At 71.1% G+C, this 13,002-nt stretch carries 9 protein-coding genes and 1 pseudogene; 6 read left to right on the forward strand and 4 right to left on the reverse strand.

All coding sequences use genetic code 11. The features are described 5' to 3' along the window. Positions 1–173 precede the first annotated feature (173 nt). The 3 genes and pseudogenes from ABIE67_RS09270 to ABIE67_RS09280 form a co-directional block, all read left to right on the forward strand. A pseudogene (locus tag ABIE67_RS09270) lies at positions 174–2,048 on the forward strand (chitinase C-terminal domain-containing protein); the annotation flags it as partial. Positions 2,049–2,143: 95 nt separating this feature from the next. After that, the gene (locus ABIE67_RS09275) at positions 2,144–3,031 is read left to right on the forward strand and encodes an RNA polymerase sigma-70 factor (RefSeq protein WP_370255810.1); all 888 of its coding nucleotides are present in this window, start codon (positions 2,144–2,146) and stop codon (positions 3,029–3,031) included. Positions 3,032–3,146: 115 nt separating this feature from the next. After that, the gene (locus ABIE67_RS09280) at positions 3,147–3,884 is read left to right on the forward strand and encodes an SDR family oxidoreductase (protein ID WP_370255811.1); all 738 of its coding nucleotides are present in this window, start codon (positions 3,147–3,149) and stop codon (positions 3,882–3,884) included. Between the two features lie 108 nt (positions 3,885–3,992). Here ABIE67_RS09280 and ABIE67_RS09285 read toward each other — a convergent pair whose 3' ends face one another. Further along, on the reverse strand, positions 3,993–5,213 hold the full coding sequence (locus ABIE67_RS09285) for an ROK family transcriptional regulator (RefSeq protein WP_370255812.1): 1,221 nt from the start codon (positions 5,211–5,213) through the stop codon (positions 3,993–3,995). Between the two features lie 158 nt (positions 5,214–5,371). Here ABIE67_RS09285 and ABIE67_RS09290 point away from each other — a divergent pair, with 158 nt between their 5' ends. Beyond that, positions 5,372–6,583, forward strand: coding sequence for an MFS transporter (locus ABIE67_RS09290; RefSeq protein WP_370255813.1), 1,212 nt, complete (start codon positions 5,372–5,374; stop codon positions 6,581–6,583). Between the two features lie 134 nt (positions 6,584–6,717). Beyond that, positions 6,718–8,145, forward strand: a complete 1,428-nt coding sequence (locus tag ABIE67_RS09295; protein WP_370255814.1) for a uracil-xanthine permease family protein — start codon at positions 6,718–6,720, stop codon at positions 8,143–8,145. Here the strand turns inward: ABIE67_RS09295 and ABIE67_RS09300 are convergent. After that, a complete protein-coding gene (locus ABIE67_RS09300) occupies positions 8,127–9,266 on the reverse strand; it encodes a glycoside hydrolase family 6 protein (protein ID WP_370268382.1) in 1,140 nt (379 codons plus the stop codon). The genes ABIE67_RS09295 and ABIE67_RS09300 overlap by 19 nt on opposite strands. Before the next feature lie 174 nt (positions 9,267–9,440). Here ABIE67_RS09300 and ABIE67_RS09305 point away from each other — a divergent pair, with 174 nt between their 5' ends. Further along, positions 9,441–10,127, forward strand: a complete 687-nt coding sequence (locus tag ABIE67_RS09305; RefSeq protein WP_370255815.1) for a DUF5995 family protein — start codon at positions 9,441–9,443, stop codon at positions 10,125–10,127. A 35-nt stretch (positions 10,128–10,162) separates the two neighbouring features. Here ABIE67_RS09305 and ABIE67_RS09310 read toward each other — a convergent pair whose 3' ends face one another. Both ABIE67_RS09310 and ABIE67_RS09315 read right to left on the reverse strand, forming a co-directional pair. After that, positions 10,163–11,860: a flavin monoamine oxidase family protein gene (locus ABIE67_RS09310; RefSeq protein WP_370255816.1), complete on the reverse strand. Its 1,698-nt coding sequence runs from the start codon at positions 11,858–11,860 to the stop codon at positions 10,163–10,165. Positions 11,861–11,906: 46 nt separating this feature from the next. Beyond that, positions 11,907–12,695: a carbon-nitrogen hydrolase family protein gene (locus ABIE67_RS09315; protein WP_370255817.1), complete on the reverse strand. Its 789-nt coding sequence runs from the start codon at positions 12,693–12,695 to the stop codon at positions 11,907–11,909. Positions 12,696–13,002: the final 307 nt, after the last annotated feature.

Genomic DNA, 13,002 nt, shown 5'->3' on the forward strand with positions numbered 1-13,002 from the left:
GACCCCGATTCCGGAAGGAGGAGACCCGCCCCGTCCTCGGCCCGTGGAAACCGACGACCACCCGTGACGACACACGGGCCGGAACGTCACCACCACCCGAAGGACGAACCAGGACGAAACCTCAACCTCGACCGATCACCTCAAGCCGGCGCGCGCACGTGAATGATCGAGGCAAGGGCCACTTCAATCTGCTGAACAAGTTCAAGAAGCAGCACCCGGACGTCAAGACGCTGATCTCGGTGGGCGGTTGGGCCGAGACGGGCGGCTATTTCGACGACAGCGGCACGCGCGTGAACTCGGGCGGCTTCTACTCGATGGCCACGAACGCCGACGGCTCGGTCAATCAGGCCGGAATCGACACGTTCGCGGATTCGGCGGTCGCGTTCATCAGGAAGTACGGCTTCAACGGCGTCGACATCGACTACGAGTACCCGACGTCCATGAAGGACGCGGGCCACCCGTTCGACTGGTCCGTCTCCAACGCCCGCCGGTCCGGCCTGGTCAAGGGCTACGCGGCCTTGATGAAGACGCTCCGCGAGAAGCTCGACCGCGCGGGCGCGGCGGACCGCAGGCACTATCTGCTCTCCGTCGCGGCGCCCTCCTCCGGATATCTGCTGCGCGGCATGGAGACGTTCCAGGTCCAGAAGTACCTGGACTACGTCAACATCATGTCGTACGACCTGCACGGCGCCTGGAACGAGTACGTCGGCCCGAACGCTTCTCTCTTCGACGACGGAAAGGACGCCGAACTCGCGGCGGCGGGCGTGTATTCCACGTCCCAGTACGGCGGAATCGGCTATCTGAACACCGACTGGGCGTACCACTACTTCCGCGGTTCGATGCCCGCGGGCCGTATCAACATCGGACTCCCCTACTACACCAGGGGATTCAAGAACGTCACGGGCGGCACGAACGGCCTGTGGGGCAAGGCACCTTCGACGACCTGCCCGGCGGGCTCCGGACTGACCAAGTGCGGTGACGGAGCCGTCGGGATCGACAACCTCTGGCACGACCTCGACACCGACGGCAAGGAGTCACCGGCGGGTTCGAACCCGATGTGGCACGCCAAGAACCTGGAGAAGGGGATCGTCGGGGACTACGTCGGGAAATACGGCTTCCCGGCCGGCACGCGGCTGACCGGTACATACGCCCGGAAGTACGACTCGACCCTGGTCGCCCCCTGGCTGTGGAACGCCGAGAAGAAGGTGTTCCTGTCCACCGAGGACGAGCAGTCGGTGAACGCCAAGGCCGACTACGTCGTCGATCACGGCATCGGCGGCACGATGGTGTGGGAGCTGGCCGGTGACTACGGCTGGAACGCGGGCAAGGGGCAGTACGAGCCGGGGTCGACGCTGACCTCCGCGATGTACGAGAAGTTCAGGTCGGCCTCCCCGTACGGCGCGACGCGGTCGACGATCGACCTGCCGGCCGAGGCGCTGGACATCGACGTCGACTTCGGGCAGTTCCCGCTCGGCGACTCCAACTACCCGATCAGCCCCAAGCTGAGGATCACCAACAACTCGACGGCCACGCTGCCCGGCGGCACGGAGTTCCGGTTCGACTACGGCACCTCGGCGCCCGGAAACGCCAAGGACCAGTCGGGCTGGGGGACTTCGGTGATCCGCAGCGACCACACCGGGAGCAACGTCGGCGGGCTGAAGGGCGACCACCACCGCGTCTCCCTGAAACTGCCGGGCTGGCAGATGCTGGTGCCGGGAGCGTCGGTCGAGCTGGACCTCGTGTACTACCTGCCGGTGTCGACGCCGTCCAACTGGACGGTGACGTTCGGCGGGAGGACATATGCGCTGGCCGGGGACCTCGCTCGCGGAACGACCGTCGTGCAGCCAGGCTCGGGAACCCCTTCCCCCTCCCCCACCTCTTCCAGTGGAGAGTGCGCCGATTCCGCCTGGAACGCCACGACCGAGTACGGCGGAGGCAGCGCCGTGTCCCATCAGGGGCACTCGTGGAAGGCCAGGTGGTGGACCAAGGGCGAGGAGCCCGGCACCACAGGTGAGTGGGGTGTGTGGCAGGACCTCGGAGCCTGCTGAGCCCCGCGCAGACGGCCCGGCGGCGGTGACGACGGCCCTTGCCCGCCGCCGGGTCTCCCAACTCCCGCCACCTGCGGTTCTGGCAGGGTGAGGGCATGACCACCGCGCTCGCCGACGAGTTCGAGACCCATCGCCCGCGGCTGTTCGGCCTGGCGTATCGCATGCTGGGCTCGGCCGAGGAGGCCGAGGACACCGTCCAGGACGCGTATCTGCGCTTCAGCGGCGCCGACCGCACCGGGATCGAGTATCCGGCGGCCTGGCTCGCCAAAGTCGTGACCAACCTCTGTCTCACCCGGCTGACCTCGGCCAGGGCCCGGCACGAGCAGTACGTCGGGCCCTGGCTGCCGGAGCCCGTGGTCACCTCGGACGGCGTCCTCGGGCCGCTGGAATCCGCCGAGCAGCGGGACGCCGTGTCCATGGCGATGCTGGTGCTGCTGGAACGGCTCACCCCGACCGAGCGCGCCGTGTACGTGCTGCGGGAGGCGTTCGCGTACGGCCACCGGGAGATCGCCGAGACGCTGGATCTGACCGAGGCCAACTGCCGGCAGCTCTACCGGCGGGCGGTCCAGCGGGTCGGTGAGGAGCGGACGCGGTTCGAGTCGACTCCCGAGCGGCAGGAGGAGCTGGTCAGGTCGTTTCTCACGGCGGCCCGCGACGGCGACCTGGGCGGCCTGGAGAAGCTGCTGGCCGCCGATGTCGTCTGGTCGAGCGACGGCGGCGGCAAGGCCTCGGCGGCCCTGCGGCCGATCGAGGGCCGGGACAAGGTGTTCCGCTTCCTCGCGGGTGCGACGCGGACGTTCCTGGTCGGCGTGGACTTCACGGCGGTCGAGATCAACGGCACGACCGCGCTGGCCGTGTGGGAGGGCGACACCCTGCTCTCGGTGGTGGCGTTCGAGCTGCGGGACGGGCTGATCGCGCATGCGCGGGCCGTGGCGAACCCGGACAAGCTGGACTTCGTGCGTCGGCAGCTGGCACGGGCGTAGCGGAGTCGCCGAAAAAGACCGTCCGCGGCTGTCACATTTCACGCGGGCTACTCGGTCCCAGCTGGCGAGGGGCGATCCACCCGGGAGCGCCCGGCGTCCGAAGGGGCTGAACAGCATGACCACGATCCTGGTGACCGGCGGCACCGGAACACTCGGCAGGCTCGTCACCGAGCGGTTGCGGGCGGACGGGCACGAGGTACGGGTGCTCAGCCGGCACGCCCAGCCGTACGCCGTCGACCTGCGCAAGGGCGGGCCGGGCCTGGACGCGGCGTTGGACGGCGTGGACACGGTCGTGCACTGCGCGAGCTCACCGAACGGCGGTGACGAGGAGGCGGCGGCGCACCTGATCACCGCGGCGCGGAGGGGCGGCGTACGGCACCTCGTGTACATCTCGATCGTCGGCGTCGACCGGGTGCCGTTCGGCTACTACAAGAGCAAGCTCGCCGTGGAGCGGCTGGTGGAGGAGTCGGGGATCGGCTGGACCGTGCTGCGCGCGACCCAGTTCCACGATCTGCTGGTGCGGGTGCTGGGGATCCTGTCCAAGTCGCCGGTGCTGCTGCTGCCGGCCCACGTGAAGGACCAGCCCATCGAGGTCGCGGAGGTCGCGGACCGGCTGGCCGAACTGGCCCTCGGCGCCCCGGCCGGCCGGGTCGAGGACATGGGCGGCCCCGAGGTACGCACCTTCGACTCCCTGGCCCGCGCCTACCTCAAGGCAACGGGCCGCAGGAGGCTCGTCCTGCGCGTCCCGCTGCGGGGGAAGGCGTACGAGGCCTTCCGCTCGGGCGGTCATCTGGCGCCGGAGCATGTGGTGGGCAAGGGGACGTTCGAGGAGTATCTGGGGCGGCGGGTCTGATCCTGGCTTTTCGGGCCGCCGGGCCGCCGTCGGCAGGCTCTGGGCGGCACAGGCCCGGCAGGGGCCCGACCGGCCGCGCCCTCTGGGGAGACCGTACGGCCGGTCGGGTCACCGGTCCGGCGGCGTGAACAAGTCGTCCTGCGCGGCGTCCCGCGCGGTGAGCAGTGCTCCGCGCAGGACGGCGCTCCCGCCCAGGCTGGTGGTCCGCACCACCGTCGCCAACGGTGACATCCGCCGGACCCGCTCCTCGACCCGCCCGGCGAGCACCTCCCCGCCGGCCTGCCCCACCTCCCCGCCGAGGACCACGCAGCCGGGGTCGAGGACGGCGACGACGGAGGCGACCCCCAGGGCGAGGCGGTCGGCGAGGGTGTCGAGGAAACGGTCGGCCGAGGCGGGGTCACCGCCGGAGACGGTGGGGCCGCCCACAACCCATCCCACAGCCCCCCTGACGACCCCAGCGGCGACCGGCTCACGCACGGACCCTCCCTCGGCGGACAACCCGTACGCCCCCGCCAGCTCCACGATCGCCGCCGACCCCGCCAGCGAGTGGAACCCGCCCTCGCAGTCCACCGCCGACGGCGGTCCCGGCGTCCCCGGCACCGGCAGGAAGCCGATCTCGCCGGTCCCGCCGGAGGCCCCTCGGCGCAGCGCCCCGTCGAGGACCACGGCGGCGCCCGTGCCGTGGCCGAGCCACAGCAGCACGAAGGTGTCGCGGTCGCGGGCCGCTCCGTCGCGCTGTTCGGCGAGGGCGGCGAGGTTGGTCTCGTTCTCGACGTTGACGCGGGCTTCGGGGAACCGTTCCTGGAGGGCTGCCACCAGACGGCGGTGCCATTCGGGGAGGCCGGTCGAGTTCCGCAGTTCGCCGGTCGCCGGGTCGATCAGGCCGGGGGCGCCTATCCCCACCGTATGGAGCCGGTCCGCACCCGCCTCCTTCGCGACCCGCTCCACCAGCGTCACCGCCTGCTCCACCGCGGGCCCGGTCCCCATGTCGCCGCCGATCGGCACCGACGCCTCGGCGAGCACGGCCCCGACCAGGTCGGACACCACCACGGAGACGCCCTCGGTACGCACGTCCAGCGCCGCCAGATGGGCGCGGTCGGCGACGATGCCGTACAGCTTCGCGTTCGGCCCCCGCCGCTGTTCCCCGGCCTCGCCGACCACCGCGATGAGACCGGCGTCGGTGAGGCGCTCGACGAGGTCGGCGACGGTCGGCCGGGACAGGCCGGTCAGCTGTTTCAGCTGCCCTGCCGTCAACGGGCCTTCCTGCTGGAGCAGTCGCAGGGCGAGCCGGTCGTTGATGGCCCGGGCGGTGCTCGGGGATGCGGGCATGCCGGGATCCTTCCAGATCGGCGTGGCCGTGCGGCGGGGGCCGGGATATCCCCTATCTATCAGGCAGGGACCCTGATAGTTTACGCGCTGCGTCGCCACGGGGTGCAGCCCGCACAGGCGGAAGCCCGCACAGAGCGAAGACCGGGAGGGGCCGGACAATGGGTGTGGTGGTCTACGACCTGCGCGAGGTGAGGCGCGCCCGGTATGCCGTGGCGGCCGTCTTCGCCGTGCACGGCGCCGTCACCGGCTCGTTCGCGACGCGGGTGCCATGGATCCAGGACCATGCCGGGGTCAGTGCGGGTCAACTGGGGCTGGCGCTCGCCTTCCCCGCGCTCGGTGCCTCCGTCGCGATGCCGCTGGCGGGCAGCATCACTCACCGCTTCGGCGCGCGAAACGCCCTGCGCGGACTGATCGCCCTGTGGGGGCTCGCTCTCGTCCTGCCCTCCCTCGCCCCCAACCTGCTGACCCTGTGTCTGGCCCTGTTCACCTACGGGGCCACGGCGGGCATGGCGGACGTCGCGATGAACGCGCTCGGCGTGGAGGTCGAGAACCGCCTCGACCGGTCGATCATGTCCGGGCTGCACGGCATGTGGAGCGCGGGCGCCCTGATCGGCTCGGCGGCCGGCACACTCGCGGCCCACCTGGGCTCGGACGCCCGGCTGCACCACGCGCTCGCCGCGGTGACCCTCACCGTCCTCGGCATCGTGGCCTGCCAGTGGGTGCTCGATCTCCAGCCCGCCGAGGACGAGGAGCCGCCGCCCCGGTTCGCGCTGCCGCCCAAGTCGGCGCTGCTCATCGGCGCGGTCGGGTTCTGCGCGGTGTTCGCGGAGGGCGCGAGCCTGGACTGGTCGGCCGTCTATCTGCGGGATCAGCTGGACACCTCGGCCGGTCTCGCGGCGGCGTGCACGACCGGCTTCACGCTCACCATGGCGCTCGCGCGGCTCGCCGGCGACAGGGTGGTGGACCGGTACGGCGCGGTGCGCACGGTCCGGTTCAGCGGCTTCCTCGCCACGCTCGGCGGCCTGCTCATCGTGGTGTCGGACCAACCGGCCCTGGCGATGGCCGGGTTCGCGCTGCTGGGTCTGGGCATCGCGGTGGTCGTGCCGCTGTGCTTCGCGGCAGCGGGCCGCAGCGGCAGCAATCCCTCCCTGGCCATCGCGGGCGTCGCGACGATCACGTACACCTCCGGTCTCATCGCCCCGAGCGCGATCGGCGGGATCGCCCAGGCCACCAGCCTGATGGTGTCCTTCTGCCTGGTGACCGTCCTCTCCTTCGGCCTTGTCGTGTTCGCGCGCGTCCTGCGCGCCGGCGACCGCGACCGCCCGAAGGTCAGCCGCCCGGACGCGGCGGTTCCCGACCCGCGTCCCTGACGTCCTCGCTTCGCGTGCGCCGCCGCAGCCGGTGGGTGCCCGGATCGGACCTGGTCAGCCCCGGTCGGCGCGGCTCTCCACGTACCTGACAATGGTCCGGTCACCCACCCGCACGACGAAAGCGAAACCGCACCATGGATCTCGGCGTCCGCTGGAAACTGCACGGCGACGGACGCACACCGGCGCCCGGAGCGGTGGTCCGCCCCGACGAACGGCTCTCGTGGCCCCGCACCGTGGGGCTCGGCGCCCAGCATGTGGTGGCCATGTTCGGCGCGTCCTTCGTGGCGCCGGTCCTGATGGGGCTCGACCCCAACCTGGCGATCATGATGTCCGGCGCCGCGACGCTCGTCTTCCTGCTCGCCACGCGTGGCCGGGTGCCCAGCTATCTCGGCTGTTCCCTCTCCTTCGTCGGTGTCGCCGCGGTCATCCGGGCCGACGGCGGTACGAGCGCGACCGTCACCGGCGCGGTCTTCGTGGTCGGCGTCGTGCTGTTCCTGGTCGGTCTGGCGGTGCGGCGCTTCGGCGCACGGATCATCCACGCCACGATGCCCCCGATCGTCACCGGCGCCGTCGTGATGCTGATCGGCTTCAACCTCGCCCCGGTGACGGCCGCGACGTACTGGCCTCAGGACCAGTGGACGGCGCTGCTGGTGATGCTGTTCACCGGTCTGGCGGTGGTCTGTCTGCGGGGATTCTGGTCCCGCATCGCGATCTTCCTCGGCCTGGTCTTCGGCTACGGCATCTCCTGGGCCTTCGACCGGATCTTCGGCAGGATCCACTCGGTCGACGCGAGCGGCAAGCTCACCGACCACTGGCGGCTCGACCTCTCGGGTGTCTCGAAAGCCGACTGGATCGGGCTGCCCGACCTGCACGGCCCGTCCTTCCAGTGGTCGGCGATCCTGGTGGCGCTGCCCGTCGTGATCGCCCTGGTCGCCGAGAACGCCGGACACGTCAAGGCGGTCGGCGAGATGACCGGTGACAACCTGGACGACAAGCTGGGCACGGCGATCTCCGCGGACGGCGTCGCCTCGATGTTCTCCACGGCGGTGGGCGGCCCGCCCAACACCACCTACTCCGAGAACATCGGCGTGATGGCCGCGACCCGCGTCTACTCCACCGCCGCCTACTGGGCCGCCGCCGGCTTCGCACTGCTCTTCGGCGTCTGCCCCAAGTTCGGCGCCGTCGTGGCCGCCATCCCGGGCGGCGTCCTCGGCGGCATCACCGTCATCCTGTACGGCATGATCGGCCTGCTCGGCGCGCAGATCTGGATCAACGCCGAGGTGGACCTGCGCAATCCGCTCAACCTCGTCCCGGCCGCGGCGGGCATCATCATCGGCGTCGGCAACGTCACCATGGAGTTCACCGACACCTTCCAGCTGAGCGGCATCGCGCTGGGCACCCTCGTCGTCATCACCGGCTACCACGCGCTGCGGGCCTTCGCCCCGGCCCACCTCAAGACGCAGCACCCGCTGCTCGACGAGGGCACGTCGTCGTACGACGAGGAGGGCCGGCCCGGCAACGAGAGCGGCACCGGCGACGGGTCTCAGCGCGCCAAGTCGTAGGCGTAGGACGCCGTGAAGGTCCCCGGCCGCCCCTTGCACCCGTCGGACTCCCCCGGCAGCTTCACCCACAGGTAGCCGTCGATCCGCGCCTCCCCCGTGCTGAGGGTGGGCGCCCGGCCCAGCTTGCGGCCGGCGGGGTCGCACCACTCTCCGTCGGCCGGGGCCCCGGCGCCGTTGCGGCTGGTGTCGATGACGGCACCGAGGCCGGCGGGGCCGCCGAGGGCGTCGAGGACCTGCCGGTCGTAGGCGATCTCGTCGGTCGTGGCGTGGAAGTTGGAGACGTTGCTGAAGACGCCGTCGGAGGACGCGGTCGAGGCGGCGCCGGCCTGCCGCAGCCACCGCGCCTGCTTGCCCGGTGGGTTCCAGCCGGAGTGCCCGGCGTCGTAGTAGACGCGCGCCTTCGGGTTCGCCGCCTTGAGGGCGCGGCCCGCGCGGGCCAACGAGGCGAAGCGGTCGGCGCGTTCGGTGGCGGAGAGGCACTCGGCCTGGGCGACGGAGTCGGGCTCCAGGATCACGATGACGTCGCCGGAGCCGAGCCCGGCGGCGAACCTGTCGATCCAGGCGTCGTACGCGTCGAGGTCGGGCGCTCCGCCCTGGGAGTGCCCGCCGCAGTCACGGTCCGGGATCGCGTACGGCACGACCACCGGCACCCGCCCCAGCGCCGACCCGCCCGAAGTGACCGCGCGGACCCGGGCGGTGATGGTGTCCGGCGTGAAGTCGGCGAACCAGACAGCGGCGGGCTGGGCGGCGATACGGGCCTCGATGACGGCGTGCCGCGGGTCGCCGGAGTGGCCGCGGACCCACTCCAGTACCTGGGAGTCGGGGTGGCGGTAGAGGCGCGCGGACACCACGGCCGACTGCTGCTTCCGCTCGGTCCTGGTCGGTGAGGGCGTAGGACTCGCCGGGCCGGCCTTCTTCTCCGGAGCCGGTGAAGCGGGCGTCGGGGACGGGGACTTCGTGGCCGACGGGGAGGGCGAGGGCACGAGCGGCAGGGACTCCAGGCTCGGTGAGCGCGTCACCTCGGGCTGCCTGGCCTCGTCGGAGCGCCCTCTGTCGTCGAGTGCGGAGATCATGCCGGTCGCGGTGCCGACGGCGACCACGACGGAGGCCGCCACGACCATGGCATGGCGCCGGGCCGCCCTCCTGCGCTCGGACCTGCGTGCGGCCAGTCGCTGGGCACGTAAGCCTGGCACCGTCCTGCTCCCCCTCCCCCGACAGCGAGCGCGTTCCCCCGTTCTGGGGAAGCGCCGGGCCCGCCGACACTTCCGCCAGCCTAAAGCTGGGACTCTGCCCCCATGGCGCAATGCGAACAATTCACCACACCCGTGGACGCCGTCATCTCCCGTATGCGCGCCCTCCACGCGACCTTGCCCGAACGCGACGGAGTGGCGGTCTTCAACCGCGTCTACCTCACCGTCACGGAGGCGGTGGACCGGCACATCGACGGCGGCCGGTTCGCCGACGCGCGGGCGGCGATCACGCTGGACGTGCGGTTCGCGGAGCGCTATCTCGCGGCGGTGGAGAGAGCCGAGGACGAGCGGCGCCCGCCCGCCTGCTGGCGACCCCTGTTCCAGATGCGCCGGCATCCCGGCGTACGTCCGTTGCAGTTCGCGCTCGCGGGCATCAACGCGCACATCGGCCACGATCTGGCGCTCGCCGTGGTGGACGCCTGTCGTAGCCTCGACTGCGAACCCGTCGAGCTGGAGGACGAGTTCGACCGGGTGGGTGATCTCCTCGTCTCGCTGGAGGAGCGCATCCGCGAAGAGCTGATGCCGGGCCCCGACCTGCTCCAGATCACCGACCCGCTCACCCATCTGCTCGGTTCCTGGAGCCTGGAGCGGGCCCGGGACGCCACCTGGTCGGCGGCGCGGGCACTGTGGGCGCTGCGCCGACTGCCGGACGTCGCCGAGGAGTTCACCGAGCGGCTGGACGCGGCGGTGGGGTTCGCGGGACGCATGCTGCTCACGCCGCTGCCGGACTGATCGGGGTCCGGCAGCGGTTCCCACATGAACGCCGGTCAGTCCTCCGGCAGTTCGACCGGAGCGATCTCGTCGTACACGTCGCCCGGCCCGGGGTTGGTCGCGTCGGTCGCCCCGCCGAAGTGGTGCATGACGCCCCAGACCGCGTTCAGCGCGGTCTGCACGGCACCCTCGGCCCAGCCGGCCGTCCAGGAGATGTCGTCACCGGCGAGGAAGATGCCCCGCTTGTCCGCGGGCAGCCGGTCCTGCATGAAGTGCGTGAACAGGCGCCGCTGGTAGCGGTAGTGGCCGGGGAGGTTGGCCTTGAACGCGCCCATGAAGTACGGCTCGTTCTCCCACGACACCGTCACCGGGTTGCCGATGATGTGCTTGCGGATGTCGACCTTCGGGTAGATCTCGCCGAGCGACTTCAGCATGACCTCCATCCGCTCGTTCGCGGACAGCGGCAGCCACTTCAGGCTGTCGTCGCACCAGGTGTAGGAGAGGCAGATGACGGCGGGCCTGTCCGGACCGTCGTCCAGCAGATAGGTGCCGCGCGTCATACGGTCGGTGAGCGTCATCGACATGACGTCCCGGCCGGTCTCCTCGTCCTTGTCGAGCCAGAAGGGCCGGTCGACGGGCACGAAGAGCTTGGAGCTCTCCATGTAGTGGGTCCGCTCGATGGCCGTCCAGTGGTCGATCGGGAAGAGCGAGTCGTCGCAGGCGATCTTCGACAGCAGCATCCAGGACTGGGCGGTGAAGACGGCCGCCTGGAACGTACGGATGTCGCCGTTCGCGTCGGTCACGGTGATCCGGTTGCCCGCGGTGCGGTGCAGCCGGGTCACGGCCGGGCGGGGCTCGCCGTTCTCGTGGAGCTTGGCGAGCGAGGTGCCGTGGGACCAGTGGACGATCTTCTCCGGCTCGCGCTCCCACAGGCGCAGCGGCAGCTGCTGGGAGCCGCCGACGATGCCGCGGTGGTGGTCGTCGGCCTCGGAGTAGACGACGCGCAGGATCTCCAGGATGGAGTTCGGGAAGTCGGTGTCCCAGCCGCCGGTACCGAACCCGACCTGGCCGAAGATCTCGCGGTGCCGGAAGGACTTGAAGGCCTCGGAGTCGCAGAGGAAGCCGTAGAAGGTCTGGTTGTCGAGCTTCTCGACGAGCTTGGCCCAGATCTCGCGGATGCGCGGCACGTCCCGCTCGCGCATCGCCCGGTTCATGTCGGAGAAGTCGGCGCCCTCTTCGAGGCACTTGTTCCAGGCCTCGGCGACATCGCGGTAGACCTGCGGCAGGTCCTCGATCGTCTCGGCGTAGTGCGACTCGCCCTTGAGGTCGACGACGGTCGACGGGGTGGCCTCGGCGAGCGGGTTCGGGAAGGGCTGGGTCTGGAGGCCCACCAGGTCGATGTAGTGCTGGAGGGCCGTGGAGGACGGCGGGAAGCGCATCGCGCCCATCTCGGCGGTCAGGGCCGGGTCGCAGCCCTCGAAGCCGACGGTCCGCAGCCGGCCGCCGATCTCGTCCGCCTCGTAGACGACGGGCTTGAGGCCCATCTTCATCAGCTCGTACGCGGCCACGATGCCGGACAGCCCGCCGCCGATGACCGCGACCTCGGCGCCGTGCTCGGTCGCCGGTATCTGGCCGAGCCCCGCCGGGTGGGCGAGGAAGTCGTCGTACGCGTACGGGAAGTCCGGGCCGAACATGGTGATCGGCGGCTGCTGCTCGTCGGCGTGCTGGACGGCGTTGGGCACCGTGGACGTCATGGGGTACGGACTCCTTGCACAAACAGGGACTGCGGGGGGCTCAGGCTCAGATCAGGGACCCGTAGAGACCGGGGCGGCGGTCCTTCAGATACGGGTTCTCCTCGCGGCATGCGGCGAGGAGGACGGGGTCGACGTCGGCGAGGACGAGTTCCTCGCCGCGTCCGGCGCGGGTGCGGGAGACCCCGTCGGGGCCGGCGAGGGTGGAGAGGCCGACGAACTCGAACTCTCCTTCCCGGCCGACCCGGTTGACGTACGCGACGTACATCTGGTTCTCGAAGGCGCGCACCGGGATCATCGACTCGGCGACGAACTGGAACGGGTGCATCTGCGCGGTCGGCACGATCAGCAGGTCGGTGCGGGCGAGGGCGTGGGCGCGGACGTTCTCCGGGAACTCGACGTCGTAGCAGATCAGGATGCCGACGCGGAGGCCGTCGAGCTCGGCCTGGACGACCGGCTGGTCGCCCGGCGTGAAGTGGTCGCGCTCGAAGCAGCCGAAGAGGTGGGTCTTGCGGTAGTTGGCGAGACGCGTGCCGTCGGCCGAGATCAGCTGGGCGGCGTTGAAGACCGTGTCACCGGACCGCTCGGGGTAGCCGTAGGCGATCGCCAGGCCGTGCCGCGTCGCGCTCTCGGCGATCGCGTCCGCGCAGTCGCCGTCGGCGGGCTCGGCGAGGCGCGCGATGTCGTCGCCGATCGCGTACCCGGTCAGGAACATCTCCGGCGCGACCAGCAGCCCGGCGCCCGCGGCGGCGGCACGGCCCGCGGCCTCGTCGAGGACCTTGAGGTTCTCGACGGTGGAGCCGGGGCGGCCGGAGCTCTGGAGCAGGGCGGTGCGCATGCGTGTTCCTCACCGGACGGAAGGGGGGCAGGAGGGCCGTGTAGGGGCCACGTAGACCGTACGGGCGGCCGAGCAGGGCGGACAAGAAGGAGCCGTTGCGCGCCGGTGAGCTGTTCGTTGCGTGCGACGCGGGGTGGGCGGCGATTCGTTGCGCGACCGCAGACGTAGGCCCGCTCGTCCTCTGGTCGCAGGGCAGGCCGACACCCCCGCCGGACGGCGGAGACGGGGTCCCGCCCCCGGCGCGATGTGCCCCGGGCGTGACGCCGGGACAGTGGTGACCATCCACTTGACCTGCGGAAAGGACCGC

Origin of the sequence: Streptomyces sp. V4I8 (assembly GCF_041261225.1) — a bacterium.
Lineage (GTDB): Bacteria > Actinomycetota > Actinomycetes > Streptomycetales > Streptomycetaceae > Streptomyces.